Consider the following 20,781-nt stretch of genomic DNA (forward strand, 5'->3'; position numbering starts at 1 on the left):
GCCCTGCTATGCTTTTCATTGCCATGCAGAACCTTTCTTGTTCCCGCAGGCATTGAGGGGCTTGTCCCATGACATCGCCGACCACCACAGTCACCACGCCCGGCCTGACCGTCAGCTTCGCCGATACCAGCGACTGGGGCAGCGGTTTTACCGGCGGCATCACCATTACCAATACGTCCGGCACCGCCATCAGCAATTGGACGATCGGCTTCACGCTGGCCAATGCCATCACCAATATCTGGAACGCCCAGATCGCCAGCCATTCCGGCAATAGCTATGTGCTGTCCAATATGGCCTATAACAGCACCATCGCGGCCGGACAGTCCGTGACCCTCGGCTTCCAGGCCGATGGCGGCAATCCCGTGCTGCCGACACGCTATGTCTTCAACGGGCGCAGCATCTCCACCAGCACGGCGCCCGTCCTGCCGGTTATCACGCCCGCCAATGCGAGCGTCACGGAAACATCGGCCGCCAGCACGCCTGAAACCTTCACGCTGACGCTGTCGGCGGCGTCCGCCACACCTGTCACCGTCGCCTATAAAACGGTCGACGGCACGGCCAAGGCCGGGGTGGATTACACTGCCGCCAGCGGAACGGTCACTATCGCCGCCGGCAAAACCCAGGCGAGCGTCACAGTCCAGACGAAACCGGGCACGACCGGCAGCAAGGCCTATACGCTGCAACTCTCGTCACCCAGCGGCGCCACCCTGGCCACGACATCCGCCACCGGCACCATCATCGACCCGGCGCCCGTCGTTCTGCCGCAGATAACGGCGGCCAATGTCACCGTGCAGGAAAGCACGGCATCGACCGGCAGCGGCGGCACGCTGCTGCCCAGCGGCTATCTCAGCACCAGCGGCAATCAGATCGTCTCTGCCACCGGCACCGCCGTGAAACTCGCCGCCATCAACTGGTATGGGTTCGAGACGAATTCCTACGCGCCGCAGGGGCTGTGGATTCAGAACTACAAGACGATGATGAACCAGATGGTTCAGCTCGGCTTCAATGCCATTCGCCTGCCCTTTTCGCTGCAATTATTCGCCAGCAGCAGCACGCCGAGCGGCATCAACTACACGCTCAATCCCGATCTGGCCGGGCTGAACGGCCTGGGCATCATGGACAAAATCGTCGCCTATGCGAACCAGATCGGCCTTAAGATCATTCTTGACGATCATCGCAGCGCCGCCGGGTCCGGCCCCAACGATAACGGCCTGTGGTACGACAACGGCTATACGGCTGCGCAATGGATTTCGACCTGGCAGATGCTGGCGCAGCATTACGCCGGCAATAGCGCCGTCATCGGCGCCGATCTGCTGGATGAACCGCATGGTGCCGCCACCTGGGGCGACGGCAGTGCCAATGACTGGGCCGCCGCCGCGACGCAAGCGGGTGACGCCATCCAGGCGGTCAATCCCAACTGGCTGATCATGGTCGAAGGCATTCAGACCTATAGCGGCCAAAGCACCTGGTGGGGCGGCAATCTGATGGGCGTGGCCAGCCACCCCATCACGCTCACGGACCCGGGCAAGCTGGTCTATTCGCCGCATGACTATCCCGCTTCCGTCTATGACCAATCCTGGTTCAATGCCGCCAATTACCCGAACAACCTGACCTCGGTCTGGGACCAGTATTGGGGCTATATCTATAAGGACGGCATCGCCCCGGTGTTCCTGGGCGAATTCGGCTCCACCCTGCAATCGACCAGCGACCAGGAATGGATCCACTCCCTGGTCAATTACATCGACGCACCGGGCGGGGTCGGCGGCGCACAGGGAATCAGCTGGGCCTATTGGGACTGGAACCCGACATCGGGCGATACCGGCGGCATCCTGGAAAATGACTGGGCAACGGTCGACACCACCAAGATGAATGCCATCACCCCGGCGCTGTATCATTCCGGCACCGGCACCAGCGTCAGCCCGCTGACGGTGGATTTTCAGGTCAAGCTTTCCTCGGCCTCCGCCGGCCCGGTGACCGTGCATTACCAGACCGTGGACGGCACTGCGAAAGCGGGCACGGACTATGTCGCGGAATCTGGCACGCTGACCTTCCAGCCCGGCGAAACCGCCGAGATCGTCAGCGCCACGCTGCTCGGCACCCACGCCGTCACCTCGCAGCTCACCTTCATGCTTGATCTATCGACGCCATCCGGCGCGACGCTTGCGACCACGCAGGCGACGGCGACTTTGGTTCCGGCGGTGACAAGCTCCACCGGCGCGGGATCGACCGGCACATCAGCGGGTACGGGCGGCGGATCGGGCACGGCTGTCGGCAGCGGCGGATCAACGCCGCTACCCGCCGTCAGCGTTATCGCCCATACCACGCAAAGCTGGACCGGCGGCTTTCTGGATAGTTTGACGGTGGGCAATAGCGGCAGCCAAGGCGTCTCGTCCTGGGAAGTTGAAATAACAACGCCCAGCACCATCACCAATCTCTGGAATGCGGTGATCGTCTCTCATATCGGCAATACCTATCTGGTCGGCAATGCCAGCTATAATGCCGATATCGCGGCGGGCGGCCTGGTCACGGCCGGTTTCCAGGCCAGCGGTTCGTCCAGCGACCCTTTGACGGCCGTTTTGTATAAGGTCAGCTAAGGAAGGCACCAGCCGACCTTCTTTATTTATCATCCCCGGAATAAATCCGGGGATGATAAAGCAATCATTAACCCATTCTTGCGAACAGGCGACTTGCTCAATTGCTCTGTTCGATCACGGCACGGACCTTGGGGTAAATCTCCCGCGCCCAATGGCTGCCGCTGAAGACACCGTAATGGCCGACGCCGGTTTGCAGATGATGCTGCTTCATCGTCGCCGGCAGGCCACTGCACAGATCGAGCGCCGACATCGTCTGGCCGATGCCGCAGATATCGTCCCGCTCGCCCTCCACCGTCAGCACCGCCGTCCGGCGGATGGCGGATGGGTCCACACGCTCCCCGCGATGGGTCATGCGGCCCAGCGGCAGGTCGTGATCCTGGAAGATGCGCTTGACGGTCTCCAGAAAGAATTCGGCCGGCAAATCCATCACCGCGCGATATTCGTCATAGAATTTCCGGTGCAGATCGGCGCGCGGTTCATCCCCCGCCGCGATATTGCGGGCCTGGAGAATCTCGGCCCGCAGATGGCGGTCGAAATTCATCGCCACAAAGGCGTTCAATTGCATGAAGCCCGGATAGACGCGGCGATTGGCACCCCGGAACTGCCAGGGCACGATGCCGATGACGGAATTGTCGAACCACTCGATCGGCTTTTCCTGCGCCAGAACATTGACCTTGGTCGGGTTCAGCCGCGTGTCGATGGGGCCGGCCATCAGCACCATGCTGCGCGGCGTCGCGATATTGCCCTCCCGCGCCATGACCGAGACGGCGGCCAGAACCGGCACGGCCGGCTGACAGACGGCCAGAACATGCGCGCCCGGCCCGATCGCCTCCAGCTGCTGGATGACGTGATCGGTATAATCCTCGAAGCCGAAGGTGCCGGCCGTCAGCGGCACATCCCGCGCGTTCTTCCAGTCGGTGATATAGACGTCGTGATCGGTCAGCATGGTTTGCACGGTATTGCGCAAAAGCGTCGCGAAATGGCCGGACATCGGCGCCACCACTAGAACGCGCGGCTGACGGATGGCAGTCTGTTTCCGGAAATGCAGCAGGGAACAGAAAGGCGTTTCGAAGACGACTTCCTCCGTGATTTCGACCGGCACGTTCCCGACGACCACGGGTTTCATGCCATAGGCCGGACGGTCATGCGTCTTGGCGGTGCGCCACAGGCTTTCAGCCCCCGCCGCCGCCAGGCGCAGAGGTAGCGCCTCGGGCCGGGTCAGATCGAACTGATTCAGAACATTGGTCAAAAACTGGAAATACTGGCGGGCCGGCGCCATCATATCCTGCTGGGCCTGATACATCTGATACAGCATCGGGGTGCCGATGGCCGCCATCACGTCCGAGCCTGGCAGGCCGGCGACGGGCTTCGCCATCTCATAGAAGATCGACTGCTGGTTTTTATTCGGCACGCCAAGCCATCCGTTCCGTTGGAAGCCAAGACCCTGATAGAGTGGATTGCCATCCTTCGGGGACAGGACACCATTCATGGCCGAAGCCACGCTTCTCATAAGCAGCAAGAACTATTCCTCCTGGTGTCTCAGGGGATGGCTGATAGCGCGCCTCTCCGGCCTGCCGTTTGATGAAAGGGTGGTCGATCCGAACGACCCCGCCGCACGGGCCGAACTTTTGCTGCGGTCCTCGTCCATCCTAGTACCGAGCCTTATCCATGATGGCATCACGGTCTGGGACACGCTGGCCATTGCTGAATATTTGAACGAATTGCGACCGCAGGCAGGGATGTTTCCGGAGGACAGGCATGCGCGCACCCGCTGCCGGGCGATCAGCGGTGAGATGCATTCCGGTTTTTCGGCTCTGCGCTCGTCTTTGCCGATGAACCTGCATGCGCACCGGCCCGGATTTACCATCTGGTCGGCGGCGCGGGCGGATATCGAGCGGATCCTGACGATCTGGCACGACTGTTTCGAGACCTGGAAAGGCCCTTACCTGTTCGGTGAGAGGCTGTCGGTCGCCGACGCCATGTATGCACCTGTCGTGACCCGCTTCCTGACCTATGACGTGGCGCTGGATGCGCGCGCGGCTCGCTATTGCCGGGACATCATGGCCTGGCCGGATATGGCGCAATGGGTGGCTGCCGCGAAGGAAGAGCCCCAAGAAATCACCGAACTGGAAGTGGAATTCTAGCTGACCGGCAAGCCTAACACCAATCGGAAGAGACCGGTAGCGCAACGCTTTCAGCCAAAACCCTTACCCCAGCAGGCGGCCCACTACCCGTGCGGTGTAATCCACCACCGGGATAACCCGACCGTAATTGATCCGCGTCGGCCCGATGACGCCGATGGCGCCGACGATGCGGTTGGTGGCGTTGCGGGCCGGTGCCACGATCATGGACACGCCAGCTGACCCGAACAGCCCGCTTTCGGCGCCGATGAAAATGCGGACGCCGTCCGAGGTCTCAGCCAGTTCCAGCAGGCGCAGCATCGTCTCCTGCGCTTCCAGCCGCTCGAACAGGGTCTGGATGGAAGCCAGTTTTTCGATCTGGGTGACGTCCGCCAGCAAACGCCCCTGGCCGCGCACGATCAGATTGCCGCCGCGCCCCTCGCCGCCCCAGGTGGCAAGGCCGGCTTCGATGATGCCAGCCGCCAATTCGTCCAGCGTATTGCGGTCGCGGGCGATCTCATCGGACATATTGGTGCGGAAATCGGCCAAAGTCTGTCCCGCCAGCCGGGCATTGAGGAAGTTGCTGGCCTGCTGCAAAGCGGAGGGCGGCACGCCGATGGGAATGTCGATCACCCGGTTCTCGACCTGTCCTTCGGAAGAGACCAACACGACCAGCGCCCGGCCCGAGGCCAGCGGCACGAATTCGATATGTTTCAGCGCGCCTTCCGCCTTGGGCGCCAGCACCAGGCCGGCTGCCGCCGACAGGCCCGACAGCAGGGTGGAGGCTTCGGCCAGCGTATCCTGCAAGCTGCGTCCATGGCTGCTGAGCGCGGCGTCAATCGCGTCGCGCTCCTCCTCCGCCAGATCGCCGAATTGCAGCAGGCCGTCGACAAACAGGCGCAAGCCCCGATCGGTCGGCAGGCGCCCGGCCGAGGTATGGGGCGCATAGAGCAGCCCGGCATCGGTCAGGTCGGCCATGACATTGCGGATCGTCGCCGGCGACAGCGTCAGCGGCAGGCGGCGCGACAGCGTGCGGCTACCCACGGGCTCGCCGGTCTCGACATATTGCTCGACGATTTCGCGCAGCACGGCGGCCGAGCGGCTGTCCAGCCCTTGCGGCAGGACCGCCGGCTGGTTGGGGGGAAGCGTGACGCCGTGCCGATCCATTGCATTCCTTAGGGCCTGACGGCCCTCATCCTATCCCTCAGAACCTCTGCCATGCGACAAGAAGAGTGCCGCGCCAGATGTCCTTCATGCTGATCATAGCGTAACTCGAAGCGCGAGGCATCAAAGGGAATGGCGGGCAGGGCATGGGCGTCGCGACGAGTATTGCCGCGTGGCGGAACCGGCTCGAACGGTCCTCGACCGGAACGGGCCTGATCCTTGTTCTGATCTCCTATACGGCTTTCGCTCTGCATGATGCGCTGGTCAAAATCCTGGTCGCGCATTTCGACGCGCCGCAGATTCTGTTCATGCGCAGCCTGACCGTCGTCGTGCTTTGCCTTGCCATCGGTGGCCGTAGTGTCGTCACCCGTGGCCTGTTTTCCCCTATGCGGAACAAGCTGCTGGTGCGCGCGGGGCTGACCTTCGTCGCCTGGCTGCTCTATTACTCGGCGGGCCGGTATCTGGGTCTCGCCCAGATGATCACCATCTATTTCGCGAGCCCGCTGATCATCGCGGTGATGGCGGGCCCGCTGCTGGGTGAACGTGTGACGCCGATGCGCTGGGTGGCGCTCGGCATCGGCTTCGTCGGCGTTCTGCTGGCGGCACGCCCGCATGGGTCAAGCCCGCTTCTGCCCGCCATCAGCGTGGCGCTGGCCGCCGTCATCTGGGCCTATGCCATGATCCTGATGCGGCAGGTCTCGAAAGAGCTGCGCGGCTGGGACCAGGTTTTCGTCATCGCCATGCTGTTCCTGATCTGCTGTGGGGCGATGATGCCCTTCATCTGGAAAACGCCCGACCTGGGCCAGCTTGCTTTGATGCTCGGCCTCGGCCTGCTTTCCACCGCCGCCCAGCTTCTGTTGATCGAAGGGGTGAAGCTGGCCCAGGCCAGTGTCATCGCGCCCATGGAATTCAGCGGCCTGCTGTGGAGCTTCGTCTTCGGCTATCTGATTTTCGGTGATATCCCGGCCGTCGGCGTCTTCCTGGGTGCCGCGCTGATCCTGATCAGCGGCGGCATGGTGGTACTGACCGAGCTGCGCGTTGGCCGCCAGCACAGGGCCTAGGCAAGAATTGGGTTAAATCAACAGAACGAACCAAAAATCGACAGGCACAACCGCGCCACAAACCGTCATGATCGGTCAAACGTGATCACTTAGCGGCAAGTGGAGCAGTTGCGATGATGGACTATCTTGGAGATGCCTTTTTGGACGCGACGCCGGTTGAGGACGTTGTGTTCAAAGCCCCCATCCCCCGCTTCATCAGCGATGCCGACCGCCGCCAGCTTCTGATCGCCGCTGCCGAGAAGGTTTTTCTGGCCAAGGGCTATATCGCCACCACCATGGCCGATATCGCCGCCTCAGCCGGCATGTCGAAGAAGACGATCTACCAGATCTTCGATTCCAAGACCGAGCTCTTCGATGCCCTGATGCTGGAAGGGCTGGCAGCGCTGCCGCCTGTGCCGACGCCGGGCGACGAGCCCGTGGCAGAAGCGCTGCGCGGCGTGCTGATGTCTTTCGGCCGCGTCATGCTCAGCCCGCGCCAGATCAGTCTGACGCGGCTGACACTGGCCAATGTCGCCAGTGTCCCGAAGGCAAATAACGCCGTCACCCGCCGCTGCCTCGATCTTAAAACCGGTATGAGCGACTGGCTCGCCGTTCAGATCGAGCGCGGCGCTTTTCAGATCACCGATCTGACGCTCGCGACCGAAACGCTGTTCAACCTCGCCTTCGCCAGCCTCAGGGCCGAATTGCTGCTCGCTTTGCGCGACACGCCGACCGAGGACGAACTGGCGCAAAGGGTTGACTGGAGCATCGGCATCTTCATGCGCGAATTCGCCCGCTAATCGCGCTTGCCATCATCCCGATGGTTGACCGGCCTCTCGGGGCGGGCTTCCTAGACGCTTGATCCAAGGGAGAGCGTCGCGTGAAAGCCATACCGTGGTGGAGCTGGACCTGCCCGCTCATCGCCTGGGTTCTCCTGATCGCCAAGACCGTCCTTCCGGTCGAGGGACCGATCCTGGTGATCTTCGTCCTGGCATTGGGCGGTGCCGTCTTTGCCGGCGTGCATTTCGCCGAGGTCATCGCCCATAAGCTGGGCGAGCCCTTCGGCACGCTGGTCCTGGCCGTTGCCGTCACCATCATCGAGGTCGCGCTGATCGTCTCCGTCATGCTGGGCGGCGGCGCGGAGAAGGCGGCACTGGCCCGCGACACGGTCTTTTCGGCCGTCATGATCGTCTGCGCCGGCGTCGTCGGCCTTTGCCTTCTGGTCGGCGCCAGCTGGCATCGGGAGCAGGAATTCCGCGTCCAGGGCGCCAATGGCGCGCTGGCCGTGATCATCGCCCTGTCCGGCCTGACCATGATCCTGCCGAATTACACGCAGGCGCCGGGACCGAGTTTCACCTTCTCGCAGCTTGAATTCGTCGGCCTCGTTTCTCTCGTCATGTATGGCGTCTTCGTCTTCGTGCAGACGGTCCGCCATCGCGAGTATTTCCTGCCCGAAGTCGCCGATGAGGACAGTCACGCGGCGCCGCCCTCCAACGCGATGACGCTTGCGGCGCTGGGTCTGCTGATCGTCTCCCTGGTCGCGGTCGTCGGTCTTGCCAAGGCGCTGTCGCCAGCGGTGGAAGCGGCAGTCGAGCATAGCGGGGCGCCGCAATCGCTGGTCGGCGTCATCATCGCCGCCGTCGTTCTGCTGCCGGAAAGCCTGGCGGCGGTGCGCGCCGCGCGGCTGAACCGGCTGCAGACCAGCCTCAACCTCGCTTTCGGCTCCGTCATCGCCAGCATCGGCCTGACGATCCCTGTCGTGGCGGCGGTCTCCGTCTATCTCCATCAGCCGCTGACGCTCGGGCTCGACCCGAAAGAGACGGTCATGCTGGCGCTGACTATGCTGCTCAGCACGCTGACCATCGCGACCGGGCGCACCTCCATTCTTCAGGGCGCCATCCACCTGATGCTTTTCGCGGTCTTCTTGTTTTTTGCAGTGGTGCCTTGATACCAAAAATTGATATCATACATCATATCATGATCTAGAATGCATCGCCGTCACACCAAAACGCTGGAGGCGATCTTCCGGCACCCGACATCGGGAACGATTCGTTGGGCCGATATCGAGGCTCTGTTTATTGAGTTGGGCGGCCGGATTCAGGAGCGTGAAGGATCACGCATCGCGGTCATCCTTTTCGGCGAAGTGCAGGTCTTCCATCGCCCGCATCCTACGCCGGACACGGACAAAGGCGCGGTCACGTCGGTCCGCCGCTGGTTGCAAAGCCATGGAGTGAAGCCGCCATGAACACCCTGACGATCGACGGCCTCAAAGCCGTCATTTCGTTCGATGAAGAGGCCGGACAGTTTCGGGGTGAATTCCTGGGCCTCAATGGCGGCGCGGACTTTTATGCCGATAGCGTCGAGGGTCTGATGGAAGAAGGGCGGGCATCGCTTCGGGCGTTCCTGAGCGTTTGTGCCGAGAATGGCATCGAGCCCTACCGCTCGTTCAGCGGCAAATTCCTTGTCCGCATCCCCGAGACCCTGCATGCCGATGCCGTCCATACTGCTTCAGCGCGCGGCGTCAGCCTGAACGATCTGGTGCGGGACGCCATCACGCATGAAATCACCAGCTGATCCCGGCTAGCGCACCAAAGCACCCAGCAGGGCGTCGAGCCGCAGGCGTCCTTCGGGTGTCGCCCGCAGCCGGTCGCCGTCGTGGATCAGATAGCCTTCTTCGATCAGCGCCGGCAGCATCTCGGTATCGATGGCATCGTTGAGCGCCATGCCGGTGCGGGCCTGAAAACGCGCGGCGGAAATGCCCTCGCTCAGCCGCAAGCCCATCAGCAGCATCTCCTCGGCCTGCTCGACCTGGGTAACGATGACATCCGCGCCCGATCCATGGCCCGCCGCCTCCACCCGATCCGCCCATATCTCCGGCGCACGATGGCGGCGCGTCGCTGTGAGGCCATCGGCGAGGCTGAGCCGCCCATGCGCGCCGGGCCCGATGCCGATGTAATCGCCATAGCGCCAATAGGTCAGGTTATGGCGGCTTTCCGACCCCGGCTTGGCGTAGTTGGAGACTTCATAGGGCGCGAGGCCGAAGCGCGCGGCCTCGTCCACCGTCGCCTCATATAAGCCGGCAGCCGTCTCGGCATCCGGCAGCACGATTTCGCCCCGCCGATGCAGGCCTTCATAGGCGGTGCCGGGCTCGATGGTCAGCTGATAGAGCGACAGGTGATCGGCGGCCAGGTCCAGCGCCTGGGCCAGTTCCGCGCGCCAGGCGGCCTCCGTCTGGCCGGGACGGGCATAGATCAGATCGAAGGAAATGCGCGGAAAGATCTTTCGCCCGATTTCCAGCGCAGCGATGGCCTGCGGCACCGAATGCTGCCGCCCGAGACGCTTGAGGTCGGCCTCGTTCAGACTCTGGATGCCGACGGAGATGCGATTGACCCCGGCAGCGCGATAGCCCGCGAAGCGCCCAGCCTCGATGCTGGTTGGATTGGCTTCCAGCGTGATTTCCAGATCGGGTTCGGGCGCGAACAAACGACCGGCCGCGTCGATCATGGCCGCCACCGTCTCCGGCTCCATCAGGCTCGGCGTGCCGCCGCCAAAAAAGATGGAGCGCAGCGGGCGCCGCCCAAGACGCGCTGCCTCCCATTCCAGTTCGCGGATCAGTGCGGCGCGAAAGCGCGCCTGCGGCAAAACCTCACGGACATGGCTATTGAAATCGCAATAGGGGCATTTGGCGAGGCAGAAGGGCCAATGGATATAAAGGGCCAAAGGTTCGGCGCTGAGCACGGTCATGGCAAATTTCTAGGCTTGCGCCGAACATCAAACAATCGACATCAGCGCGACACACCCTATCTGACCAGATCAGCTTTCAACCCAAGGGCCAAGATGTTCGGGACGACAAACAAACTCTCCGCCGCCGGCTGGTCCATTCGCGATACCATTTTGTGGGTTTTTGGCACCACCGTCGCCTGCGTGATGATCTGGCTGCTGCATCAGGAGCTTCTGTTGGTATTCCTGGCGACGCTGTTCGCCGTGTCGCTGCGCGGGGCCAGCGAATGGATCCGCCGGCACACAGGGCTGCCGACACGCTGGGCCATGGCCGTCATCATGATATTGGTCGTGGTGGCCTTTATCGGCTTCTGGTGGTGGGTCGGGCCGCAGCTGGTGCAGCAGGCGATCGACCTCGGCAAAACGCTGACCCAGGAAGGCGGCAATCTCGCCAGCCGCTACGGCCACACCAATTGGGGCCGCAGTATCCTGGAAAAACTGAGCAGCGCCGGCAGCCAGGCCGCCGAAGCGATGGCCGGCTCCATGCTGACCGCCGCGACATCGACGGTAGGCGCGATCGCGGCCTTCTTCGTGCTGATCGTGACCATGCTCTATTTCGCCTCAAGCCCCGATCTCTATGTGAAGGGTCTGGTGACTTTGGTGCCGCAATCCCGCCGGGCGCGCGTGCATGAGGTTCTGGGCAAGGTCGCGGCCGTGCTGCGCTGGTGGTTTCTGGGTCAGCTCATCGACATGGCGGTGGTCGGTCTTCTGACCACGATCGGGCTGCTCATCATCGGCATGCCGATGGCCCTCGCGCTTGGCGTCATCGCCGGCATCCTGACCTTCGTACCCTATTTCGGCGCCATCCTGGCCGCCATCCCGGCGCTGGCCATCGCGCTGGGCCAGGGCATGCATATGACCTTGCTGGCTGCCGTGGTCTTCGGCATCTGCCATTTTGTGGAAGGCTACATCATGTCGCCGATGGTGCAGGACCGCATGGTGAAGCTGCCGCCGGCCCTGCTGATTCTGTCGATGACCTTCCTGGGCTCCCTGCTCGGGCCGATGGGCATTATCCTGGCAACGCCCCTGGCAGCGGTGGGACTGGTGCTGGTCTCGGAATTCTATGTCGTCGATGTGCTGAAGGACGAGAGCGGCCGGGACGTCACCGGCCACTGACCTTCGTCAGCCCTCCTTGGAGGGCGGCACGCCCAGGCAGCCGCGCACCAGGGCCGCAAAGGCCCGGGCGCGGTGGCTGGTCGCGGTTTTCCGCGCACTGTCCATCTCGCCATAGGTTTCCGTCTCGCCATGCGGGACGAACATCGGGTCATAGCCGAAGCCCCGATTGCCGCGCGGCGGCCAGACGCGCTCGCCTTCGATCCGGCCCTCGAAAAGTTCGTAATGGCCGTCCGGCCAGGCCAGGCAAAGAACGGAAATGAAATAGGCGCTGCGATCGCCACCGTCTCCGGCCTCATCCTGCACACGCTGCATGGCGGCGCGGAAATCCTTCGACGGGCCCGCCCAGCGAGCGGAATAGATGCCGGGCGCGCCATGCAGCGCGCCGACGCAGAAGCCGCTGTCGTCGGAGAGCGACGGCAGGCTGCTGGCCTCGGCCGCCGCCTGCGCCTTCAGCCGTGCATTGCCGGCGAAGGTCGTCTCGGTCTCATCGGGCTCAGGCAGGCCAAGGTCACCCGCCAGCACGACATGAATGTCCCAGGGCTCCAGCAGCTTGCGGATTTCGACGAGCTTGCCCTGGTTATGGCTGGCCAGGACGAGGCGCGATCCGGGATCGAGCGGGCGGGCCATCAGCCAGCACTCCCGGCGGCTTCGATGGCGATATTCTGCGCGACGAACAGCTCACGCGTGCCGGCTTTGGCCAGGGTCATCAAGGTCAGGCAATCCGTTTCGGTGAAAGGTGTCTGCTCAGCCGTCGCCTGGATTTCGACGATGCGGCCGTCCGCCGTCAGCACGAAATTGCTGTCGGCCTCGGCCGCCGAATCCTCGGCATAGTCCAGATCCAGCATCGCCTCCCCCGCCACCAGCCCGCAGGACACAGCAGCGACCTGTCCGATCAGAGGCACGGCAGCCAGGACGCGCTTGGCGACCAGATGGCGGAAGGCAAGGGACAGCGCGACATAGGCGCCGGTAATGGCGGCGCAGCGCGTACCGCCATCGGCATTGAGAACGTCGCAATCCAGCGTGATGGTCATCTCGCCCATGGCCTTGCGGTCCACGACCGCGCGCAAGGACCGGCCGATGAGGCGCTGAATCTCCTGCGTGCGGCCGGATTGCTTGCCCCGCGCCGCTTCGCGCTCGCCGCGCTTATGGGTGGCACGCGGCAGCATGCCGTATTCGGCCGTCACCCAGCCCAGTCCCTGGTTGCGCATGAAGGGCGGCACGCGGCCTTCCACGCTGGCCGTGCAAAGGACTTCCGTATGCCCCATCCGGATCAGGGCTGAGCCTTCGGCATGGCGTGCGACGCCCGTGGAAAAGGAGACAGGGCGCAAGCTATCGGCAGCGCGGCCAGACGGTCGCATAAGGTTTTTCCTCAAGATCAGTCAGTCGGGCGCGCAGAAGTAACGGCAAGCGGTGACCCGCACCAGCCCCGCGGGCAGGCAAGAACGCACAGAATGCGCCGGATCGGCAAACTCTGCCCTCGCCAGCCCGATCTTGCACGCTATGATGTGCAGATAAGAAAAATTGTAATTATCGGATATCGTTTTGGCTGACGTTCAGACCTCAAGCCGCCCGCGCGTTCATCGTGACGTGGTGGAAACATTGGCGCACCGCATTCTGTCGGGCGGCATCAAGCCAGGGGAGAGCCTGCCGAATACGCAGAATCTCAGCGCCGCGCTTGGCGTCAGCCGTTCGGCCCTGCGAGAGGCCATCAAGGTTCTCAGCGCCAAAGGCATGCTGGATGTGCGGCCGCGCACCGGCACGCGCGTGCTGCCGCGCTCGTCTTGGAATCTCATGGACCCGGAACTGCTGAGCTGGTCCGGTCCCATCCTGGACGAAGACCTCGTGCGCGGCTTGCTGGAATGCCGGAAGCTGATCGAGCCGGGTGCGGCCGCTCTAGCGGCCCAGCGCGCAACGCCTGCGCAATTGGCCGAAATTGAGACGGCGCTTGCGCAAATGGACGCGGACACCCTGGAAGAGCGGGTGCAGGCCGATCTGAATTTTCATGTCGCCATCCTGCGCGCCAGCGCCAATCTGTTCCTGGCGCAATGGGGACAGACCGTCTCCTCCGTTCTGCTGGCGGCCTTCCGTCTTTCGACGGGCGCCACCCATTCGTACGACGCGACATTCTCCGCGCATCAGGATGTGGTGGATGCCATACGCCGCCGGGATCCGACGGCGGCAGACCGCAGCATGCGTGCGGTCCTCTCCGCCATGGCCCACGATCTTCACCTGGAGAACAGCGACACTGCCAGCACTCCCGAAAAGTGACGATGTCATCACGGAAAATCACCAGGGCGTGAGCGTCTCTAAACGTTTTGTTTATACCCCTATCCGCAATCAGATCTTCTTTCGCGCCGGCTAGGTTCCATATCGAATACTAACAGGACGGAATTGCTCTGACGGAGCACCCTCCCGCGCCGGCGCCATCGGACGCTGGCCCTCATCGAGATGGAGCGGATCATGAACAAAGGTATTATTGCGGCTGTTACCGCGGCCGTTATCGGAATTGGCGGCGCGGGCCTGGCGACCAGTCAGGCACATCACAGCACCGGCAGCGAGGTTATGGCCCGCAACAGCGTGGTGATGCCGAGCCAGCGGCCCACCTATCTGGCGCGCAATGGCGAAGTCATGCCCAGCCAGCGCCCCTCCTACCTCGCCCGCAATAGCGCGGTGATGCCCAGTCAGCGTCCTTCCTATCTGGCTTAAAGCGTCACGGCCTGATGCAAAAAAGGCCGGCCCCGTTTTGGGGACCGGCCTTTTTACTGCAATCCTATTCTGACTGAATTCAGGCGAAGGCCAGTGCCGGCATATGGATGCCGCATTCGGTCTTCGCCATGCCGCGCCAACGGCCGGCGCGCCGGTCTTCGCCTGGCGCCACCGGCGCCGTGCAGGTGGTGCAGCCGACCGACAGAAAGCCGTAGGCTTCCAAAGGATGATGCGGCAGCTCCCGCAGGTCGAATTCAGCCGCGATCTGATCGACCGTCCAATGCGCCAGGGGATTCACTTTAATCCGCCCGTCGGACGCCGGCTCGAAGATACCGACCGCTGCGCGCGTAAGAGACTGAAACCGCTTGCGGCCCGTAATCCAGGCATCGAACCCATCCAGCGCCGATTGCAGCGGCTTGGTTTTGCGGAGTTCGCAGCAACGATCGGCATCCTCCCGCCAAAGCTTGCCCTCGGCATCCTCACGGGCAATCGCGACCGAGGCGGGCGTGACGACGCGGATATCGGTCAGGCCGAGTTGGTCCACCAGCCGATCGCGATAGTCCAGCGTTTCGGGGAAGAGCTTGCCGGTATCGAGGAAGACAACAGGAACCGAGCGATCGATCTGGGCCGCCATCTGCAGCAGTAGCGCGGATTCGGTGCCGAAGGAGGAGACGAGCGCGATACGCCCGTCAAACGCCTGGCTGAGCGCGACATCAAGAATCGCCGAGGCATCCATCGGGTCGATGATGCATCGATCCAGATCGGCACAAAGCTGGCGGGCGTTCTGTTCAGCAGGTGAGCGGAGCGAAGCCGAGGCGAAGACCATCTCTATCCGAGCCCTATTCTGAGGCTGATGACCCCTAAAAGATGAAATTACTCCTAATTGCAATAAGCCGATTTAAGAAAAGACAGATCTTCTCCCGTCGATCAGTCCGGTAGAAAAACCCTCATTTTTCGGGAACTTTCAAAGAATGCATAGCCACAGACCAGCCATGCATTTCCCCAAAAAGCGAAAAGCTCAGGCACCGTCCTAGGGGGACAATGCCTGAGCCTTTTCGAGAACCTGTTCGGGCGATTGAGCCGTCGCCGTCGCGCAAGCCTATTCGCTGGCGGTATCGATCCAGCCGATATGGCCGTCATCGCGACGGTAGACGACATTCAACTGGCCGCTGACCGCATTGCGGAACATCACCACCGGCTGATCCGCCAGGTCCATTCGCATCACGGCTTCACCCACCGTCAGCCGCGCGATCACGGACGGGTTTTCCGCAATGACCGTCGCGAAATGCCCATTGGTCAAACCGTTGGAACTAGGCCCCTCCGCCAAAGGGACGGAATCCTCGTCCCGTTGCTGAAGAATATAATGCTGGGCAGGCTCCAGAATCTCCGGCGTCTCACGCTGCTGCGCAATATCGCGCGCATGCTCGTTCACGCGCCGTCGGTAGCGGCGCAGACGCTTGGCGATATGTTCCGCCGCATCGTCGAAGGCGCTGTTCGCATCCGCCGCCTCGCCCTCGCCGCGCAGAGTCAATCCGCGCCCGGCGTGAACGTTGATGTCGCAAGTGAAAAAGCTGCGAGCGCGGCTGAAAGTGACATTCGCCTCAAGCGCATCGCCGAAATACTTTCGAGCGATCGTTTCAAGCATGTCGGAGACGCGAAAGCGAAGCGCGTCGGACAGATCAAGTTGCTTACCGGAGACCGTAATTTGCATTTTACCTCCAGATACTCCCCCTGCGGGAACGTTATCCGCAGATGCGCGGATCAGGGGACGTCTTTAGAAGACTGGGCCTGATTTTCAGTCTGTCAATCGGTTAACGGGCTATCCGTCAGGCGGCTGCCTTCTCCTTCTTGCGCTGCATCGAACTTGGGATTTGCAGCGTCTCGCGATACTTGGCCACGGTTCTGCGGGCGATGTCCACGCCTTCCTTGCGCAGGGCGGCCACGATTGCATCATCTGACAAAATGTCATTCGGCAATTCCGCGCCGATTAAAGCGCGAATACGATGGCGAATGGCCTCGGCACTGAAGGTTTCGCCCGACGTGCCGGCGATCGCCGTGGTAAAAAAGAATTTAAGTTCAAACACGCCGCGCGGGGTTGCCATGGACTTGTTCGCAGTGACGCGGCTGACGGTACTTTCATGCATCTCGACCGCATCAGCGACGTCGCGCAATGTCAGCGGCCGCAAATGTGTGACGCCGTGGCGCAAAAATCCGTCCTGCTGACGCACGATTTCCGCAGTCACCTTCAGGATCGTTTGCGCGCGCTGCCGCAACGACTTCACCAGCCAGTTCGCACTCTGCAGCTGCTCCGACAGGAAAACACGATCTTCCCGCTTCGCACCTGCGGCAACGCGCGCGTGGAAAACATGATTTACCAGAAGACGCGGCAGCGTCTCTTGATTCAGGTCAAGATGCCAGCTGCCGTCCGGCGCGCGACGCAGCAAGACATCCGGCACCAGCGGTTGCACCGGCCCGTTTTCATAGGTGGCGCCGGGCTTCGGATCCAGCCGGCGGATCTCCGCCACCATCTCGGTCATGTCCTCGGCATCAACGCGGCACAGCGCCATCAGACGCTTCATGTCGCGACGCGCCAATAGTTCCAGATTGTCGAGCAGCATCGCCATGGCCGGGTCGAAGCGGTTGTTTTCGAGCAGCTGGGCGGCAAGACACTCCTTCAGATCGCGGGCGAAGATGCCGGGCGGGTCGAAGCGCATCATGCGATGACGAACCGCCTCCACCTTGGCCAGGCTGGTGCCGAGGGCCGAGGCAACCGCGGATGGTTCAGCGCTGATCCGCCCCGCGCCATCCAGCAGCGCAATCAGATGTGCGCCGATCAGCCGGTCAGCCGGGTCGGCGAAGCCCAGCCGCAACTGCTGCGCCAGATGCTCGCGCAGGCTGGTCGGGTTTTCAGCCAGATCGTCGATGCCATGGGGATCGGAATCGAAGCTGTGACTGCCGCCACGCCCGGTACCGGCAAAGGACAGACCCTGACCGCCGCCATCCGCGACACCGCCCGCGTCATAGGCATTGGAAAAGTCGCCATCGAGCGGCGCCTGTTCCGGCGTCGGCAGATTGTCCGAATTCACATGGGAGAGGCTGTCCGCCTCGACCGCCGGTAATTCCGGCCTTTGATCGGTTGCCGGCCGGTCCAGCAGCGGCGTTTCCGGCCGCTCATCCTGTTCCAGAAGCGGATTGCGATCCAGCTCTTCCTGAACGAAGCCGGCCAGTTCCTGATTTGAGTAATGAAGGAGCTTGATGGCCTGCCGCAGCTGCGGGGTCATCACAAGGGACTGTGACTGGCGTAGGACCAGTCTTGGCCCGATTTTTGCTCCTATGGACATCGGGGCAGCTTAGCAGCATCGCGCTGCAGCAAAAGTGCCTACATACTAAAACGATCGCCCAAATAGACCCTTCGCACGCCTTCGTGGCTCACCACTTCGGATGGCCTCCCCTCCATCAGCACCTGGCCGTCGTGCATAATGTAGGCGCGGTCGATAATTTCCAGCGTTTCCCGGACATTATGGTCCGTAATCAGCACGCCGATGCCGCGATGCTTGAGATGAGAGACAAGATCGCGAATTTCGCCGACTGCGATGGGGTCGATGCCCGCCAGCGGCTCATCGAGCAGGATATAGCCGGGGCGGCTGGCCAAGGCCCGGGCAATCTCCAGGCGGCGGCGCTCGCCGCCCGACAGCGCCAATGACGGCGTGCGGCGAAGATGGGAAATGCCGAACTCGTTCAGCAGCCCGTCCAGCATGGTTTGCTGCTTGTCGGGGTCGGTTTCGGTGATTTCGATCACCGATTTGATATTCTGCTCGACATTCAGACCACGGAAAATGCTCGCCTCCTGCGGCAGATAGCCGATGCCCAGCCGCGCCCGGCGATACATGGGCAGCGCCGTGATGGGATTGCCGTCCAGCGTGATCTCACCGCTGTCCGGACGCACAAGGCCCATGATCATATAGAAGGTCGTGGTCTTCCCGGCGCCGTTAGGCCCCAGCAGGCCCACCGCCTCGCCACGCTTCACGGTGAGCGAGACACCCTTCACCACGGGACGCTGCTTGAAGCTTTTGCCCAAGCCCCGTGCGACCAGCCCGGCACCGGCCTTAGGCTGCGTGCGCGCGACATCCGCCATCTGAACGGGTTCCTCGACCGACTGCATGCTGGTCTTATCCTAGTGAGAGGTCGGTTTTTTGGCAGCCGGGCCGCCGGGCGCCGGGCTGCCGGACGCCGGGCTGCCTGGCACCTGCGCCTGGTCGGGCACGATCAAGCCTTTGACCTGGGTCGAGCCCTGGGACAGCAGGCGGGAGATGCCGGTCTTCATATTGACCAGCGCCTCGTCACCCACCAGCACGTTTTGCCCGCGCGTAATCCGCACATTGCCGGCAATGCGGGAGATGTCGAGATTGGGGTCATAGACCGCACGCTCGCCCTGCACGATTTCGGTCGCCGTCATGATGACGACATGGCCGATCGCGTCGACGCGCTTCAGCTTGCCAGAGGCGGGATCGTTCGGGTCGGAGGCTGCGGCGCCCTGACCGGCCGGCGTCTTGGCGGCGACCGTGGTTTTGGTCGCGGGCTGGGACGGGTTGTTCGGGCCATTGCTGTCCGTATAGGCGACCAGCACATCGGCCGCGATGCGGCGGCCGGTATTCGTCACCAGCACGGCATCGCCACGGGCGACCGCCATATGCTGGTTCGACCAGTATTCCAGCGAATCCTTGGCTGTCACGACATAGGTCGGCGTCGTCATCTTCAGCGCATGGCCGGTCAGCACCAAAACGGCCTGATCCATGTCATAGGCGCCGTGATCGCCCCAGGCCTGATCGGTCGGCGTGAAAATATGAACATGGCCCAGCGCTTCGAGGAGATAGATCTCATTATCGCCCTCAAGCCCGTCTGTGGCCTGACCGCCGCCGGACGTGCCCGAGGATGCAGGGGCGGGCGTCGGCGCGGCACCGGGTGCTGCTTTCTTTTTGCGATAATGGGCGATCAGTTCGTCACCCGTGACGGTGACATTGCCGCGCACGGCTTTCGCGTTCTGGGTGGCGATCACTTCCTGGCTGAGCTGACGCCACTCGATGCCGCCATCGGAGGTCACCGTCACCGGGCCGCCATGGGAGAAATCGATCGCCTGCGCATGGGCCATGACAGCGCCAAGCGGCGCCGCCGCCACGGATAAAGCAAAAAGGCGAACCGCGAGACGCGCCGCCCGCGTTGAGCGGGGCGCGTGCCGCGCCGTCATTGTCAGCATAGGGGTGTTCCGGTCTAGCGCCTTGGGGTCACTCATTACTCCCGTCTAGCACAAGCTTAGACGGACCCGTGAAGTGCAGGCGCGTGCCGCGATCGGTAATATTGAAACCCTTGGCCGACAGGGTGCCGAAGGGACCGTCCGCATTGACGACCTCATGGCCCGATGCGCTGGAATCCTTCAGGTTAATCGCGGCCTGGGAGGTGCGCACGGTGGTGCCATCATCCCGGTAGAGAACGACATGGTTGGTCAGGTCCAAATGCTGGGCCTTGGCATGATAGAGGCCGTCCTTCGACTGGATCATGATCCAGGAGCCGGCCTTCATCGTCATATCGCCGGCCGGATGCGTCAGCACGACGGTATCGGCGTCCGTCTGAACAGCCTGATCCGCCGTCATCGTGTACGGGCGGCCGGTATCGTCGATACCCTCGTAATGCGCCTTGGTCATGCTGCCCTGATCCGCGCCGTCCGGTCCGGTGCCGAGATGGTATGAGACGCGAGCGGGATTGTGCTGATTGATCAGTTCCGGCCACAGCATCACCAGGCTGAGCAGCATCAGCGCGCCCAGCGGCAGCAAGCGCTTCATCCAGGTGACAAGCATACGGCGCCGGCGCAGCGCACCGGACGACGGCATCTTGCGACCGCGCCAGCTGCGACGGTTCGGTGCGTGCTGATCATCCAGCTGCGTCGGACGCAGCATCTGAAGACGGTCAGGAACAGCGCTCATTCATTCCCCCATACCCAAGTCAAATGGTCCTGCGCGCGTTCCACACGATCAAGAGAGTCGTCGCGTAAACAAAGCGCGGGCCGATTGCCCCGGGGCCGATGGTCGCCAAGGCGGTTAAAACCAACCTTGCGAATCACATCACAGTTCTTAGCAATCTGTTTCACAGGCCTTGTCTTATAGCCGGGGAAAAAAGGCAGTCACATGGCAAATTCGTAACCCAATCGGGATTTTTACGTCGCCTAGCCGCGCTGATATCATTTATTTTCAAATCGTTGTGACAATT

The 20,781-nt window shown here is 62.6% G+C and carries 21 protein-coding genes; 10 read left to right on the forward strand and 11 right to left on the reverse strand.

Translation table 11 applies throughout. From position 1 onward, the window contains the following. Positions 1–68: 68 nt before the first annotated feature. Complete coding sequence (locus ASILVAE211_RS08990; protein ID WP_227320971.1) at positions 69–2,594, forward strand: cellulase family glycosylhydrolase; 2,526 nt, start codon at positions 69–71, stop codon at positions 2,592–2,594. 97 nt (positions 2,595–2,691) lie between these two features. Here ASILVAE211_RS08990 and ASILVAE211_RS08995 read toward each other — a convergent pair whose 3' ends face one another. Further along, a complete protein-coding gene (locus ASILVAE211_RS08995) occupies positions 2,692–4,005 on the reverse strand; it encodes a polyhydroxyalkanoate depolymerase (protein ID WP_319799547.1) in 1,314 nt (437 codons plus the stop codon). A 76-nt stretch (positions 4,006–4,081) separates the two neighbouring features. Here ASILVAE211_RS08995 and ASILVAE211_RS09000 point away from each other — a divergent pair, with 76 nt between their 5' ends. Continuing rightward, the gene (locus tag ASILVAE211_RS09000; RefSeq protein WP_227320972.1) at positions 4,082–4,738 is read left to right on the forward strand and encodes a glutathione S-transferase family protein; all 657 of its coding nucleotides are present in this window, start codon (positions 4,082–4,084) and stop codon (positions 4,736–4,738) included. Positions 4,739–4,801: 63 nt separating this feature from the next. Here the strand turns inward: ASILVAE211_RS09000 and hrcA are convergent, their stop codons facing one another. After that, positions 4,802–5,881, reverse strand: a complete 1,080-nt coding sequence (hrcA, locus tag ASILVAE211_RS09005) for a heat-inducible transcriptional repressor HrcA (protein ID WP_227320973.1) — start codon at positions 5,879–5,881, stop codon at positions 4,802–4,804. Positions 5,882–6,024: 143 nt separating this feature from the next. On the opposite strand from hrcA, the gene ASILVAE211_RS09010 reads away from it, so the two are divergent. From ASILVAE211_RS09010 to ASILVAE211_RS09030, 5 genes are all read left to right on the forward strand, one after another. Then, the gene (locus ASILVAE211_RS09010) at positions 6,025–6,939 is read left to right on the forward strand and encodes a DMT family transporter (RefSeq protein ID WP_227320974.1); all 915 of its coding nucleotides are present in this window, start codon (positions 6,025–6,027) and stop codon (positions 6,937–6,939) included. Between the two features lie 113 nt (positions 6,940–7,052). Continuing rightward, complete coding sequence (locus tag ASILVAE211_RS09015; RefSeq protein ID WP_227320975.1) at positions 7,053–7,718, forward strand: TetR/AcrR family transcriptional regulator; 666 nt, start codon at positions 7,053–7,055, stop codon at positions 7,716–7,718. 80 nt (positions 7,719–7,798) lie between these two features. Then, on the forward strand, positions 7,799–8,866 hold the full coding sequence (locus tag ASILVAE211_RS09020; RefSeq protein ID WP_227320976.1) for a calcium:proton antiporter: 1,068 nt from the start codon (positions 7,799–7,801) through the stop codon (positions 8,864–8,866). Between the two features lie 39 nt (positions 8,867–8,905). Further along, positions 8,906–9,163, forward strand: a complete 258-nt coding sequence (locus ASILVAE211_RS09025) for a type II toxin-antitoxin system HicA family toxin (protein ID WP_227320977.1) — start codon at positions 8,906–8,908, stop codon at positions 9,161–9,163. Next, a complete protein-coding gene (locus ASILVAE211_RS09030) occupies positions 9,160–9,492 on the forward strand; it encodes a type II toxin-antitoxin system HicB family antitoxin (RefSeq protein WP_227320978.1) in 333 nt (110 codons plus the stop codon). The genes ASILVAE211_RS09025 and ASILVAE211_RS09030 overlap by 4 nt, the downstream gene beginning before the upstream one ends. Before the next feature lie 6 nt (positions 9,493–9,498). On the opposite strand, the gene hemW is transcribed toward ASILVAE211_RS09030, so the two are convergent. Next, complete coding sequence (hemW, locus tag ASILVAE211_RS09035; RefSeq protein ID WP_227320979.1) at positions 9,499–10,662, reverse strand: radical SAM family heme chaperone HemW; 1,164 nt, start codon at positions 10,660–10,662, stop codon at positions 9,499–9,501. Between the two features lie 93 nt (positions 10,663–10,755). On the opposite strand from hemW, the gene ASILVAE211_RS09040 reads away from it, so the two are divergent. Further along, positions 10,756–11,814 (forward strand): AI-2E family transporter, encoded by a 1,059-nt coding sequence (locus ASILVAE211_RS09040; RefSeq protein ID WP_227320980.1) that lies wholly within the window; start codon positions 10,756–10,758, stop codon positions 11,812–11,814. A gap of 6 nt (positions 11,815–11,820) precedes the next feature. Here the strand turns inward: ASILVAE211_RS09040 and rdgB are convergent, their stop codons facing one another. Both rdgB and rph read right to left on the reverse strand, forming a co-directional pair. After that, positions 11,821–12,441 carry an RdgB/HAM1 family non-canonical purine NTP pyrophosphatase gene (gene rdgB / locus ASILVAE211_RS09045; protein ID WP_406566035.1) on the reverse strand — a complete coding sequence of 207 codons (621 nt, stop codon included), beginning with the start codon at positions 12,439–12,441 and terminating at the stop codon, positions 11,821–11,823. Next, positions 12,441–13,172, reverse strand: a complete 732-nt coding sequence (rph, locus tag ASILVAE211_RS09050; protein WP_227320981.1) for a ribonuclease PH — start codon at positions 13,170–13,172, stop codon at positions 12,441–12,443. The genes rdgB and rph overlap by 1 nt, the downstream gene beginning before the upstream one ends. 184 nt (positions 13,173–13,356) lie before the next feature. Here rph and ASILVAE211_RS09055 point away from each other — a divergent pair, with 184 nt between their 5' ends. Together ASILVAE211_RS09055 and ASILVAE211_RS09060 are read left to right on the forward strand one after the other, a co-directional pair. Beyond that, positions 13,357–14,082: a FadR/GntR family transcriptional regulator gene (locus ASILVAE211_RS09055; protein ID WP_227320982.1), complete on the forward strand. Its 726-nt coding sequence runs from the start codon at positions 13,357–13,359 to the stop codon at positions 14,080–14,082. A gap of 192 nt (positions 14,083–14,274) precedes the next feature. Continuing rightward, on the forward strand, positions 14,275–14,520 hold the full coding sequence (locus ASILVAE211_RS09060; RefSeq protein ID WP_227320983.1) for a hypothetical protein: 246 nt from the start codon (positions 14,275–14,277) through the stop codon (positions 14,518–14,520). A gap of 79 nt (positions 14,521–14,599) precedes the next feature. On the opposite strand, the gene ASILVAE211_RS09065 is transcribed toward ASILVAE211_RS09060, so the two are convergent. The 6 genes from ASILVAE211_RS09065 to lptC all read right to left on the reverse strand — a co-directional run bounded on the left by ASILVAE211_RS09065 (position 14,600) and on the right by lptC (position 20,498). Next, positions 14,600–15,256: a phosphoadenylyl-sulfate reductase gene (locus ASILVAE211_RS09065; RefSeq protein WP_227321272.1), complete on the reverse strand. Its 657-nt coding sequence runs from the start codon at positions 15,254–15,256 to the stop codon at positions 14,600–14,602. 363 nt (positions 15,257–15,619) lie between these two features. Next, positions 15,620–16,231, reverse strand: coding sequence for a ribosome hibernation-promoting factor, HPF/YfiA family (gene hpf, locus ASILVAE211_RS09070; protein ID WP_227320984.1), 612 nt, complete (start codon positions 16,229–16,231; stop codon positions 15,620–15,622). Positions 16,232–16,346: 115 nt separating this feature from the next. After that, a complete protein-coding gene (gene rpoN / locus ASILVAE211_RS09075; protein WP_227320985.1) occupies positions 16,347–17,861 on the reverse strand; it encodes an RNA polymerase factor sigma-54 in 1,515 nt (504 codons plus the stop codon). Between the two features lie 38 nt (positions 17,862–17,899). Further along, positions 17,900–18,655 (reverse strand): LPS export ABC transporter ATP-binding protein, encoded by a 756-nt coding sequence (lptB, locus tag ASILVAE211_RS09080; RefSeq protein WP_227321273.1) that lies wholly within the window; start codon positions 18,653–18,655, stop codon positions 17,900–17,902. Positions 18,656–18,694: 39 nt separating this feature from the next. Continuing rightward, a complete protein-coding gene (locus tag ASILVAE211_RS09085; protein WP_227320986.1) occupies positions 18,695–19,774 on the reverse strand; it encodes an LptA/OstA family protein in 1,080 nt (359 codons plus the stop codon). 28 nt (positions 19,775–19,802) lie between these two features. Beyond that, positions 19,803–20,498, reverse strand: coding sequence for an LPS export ABC transporter periplasmic protein LptC (lptC, locus tag ASILVAE211_RS09090; RefSeq protein ID WP_227320987.1), 696 nt, complete (start codon positions 20,496–20,498; stop codon positions 19,803–19,805). Positions 20,499–20,781 lie beyond the last annotated feature (283 nt).

The sequence above is a fragment of the Acidisoma silvae genome, from assembly GCF_020618775.1.
Lineage (GTDB): Bacteria > Pseudomonadota > Alphaproteobacteria > Acetobacterales > Acetobacteraceae > Acidisoma > Acidisoma silvae.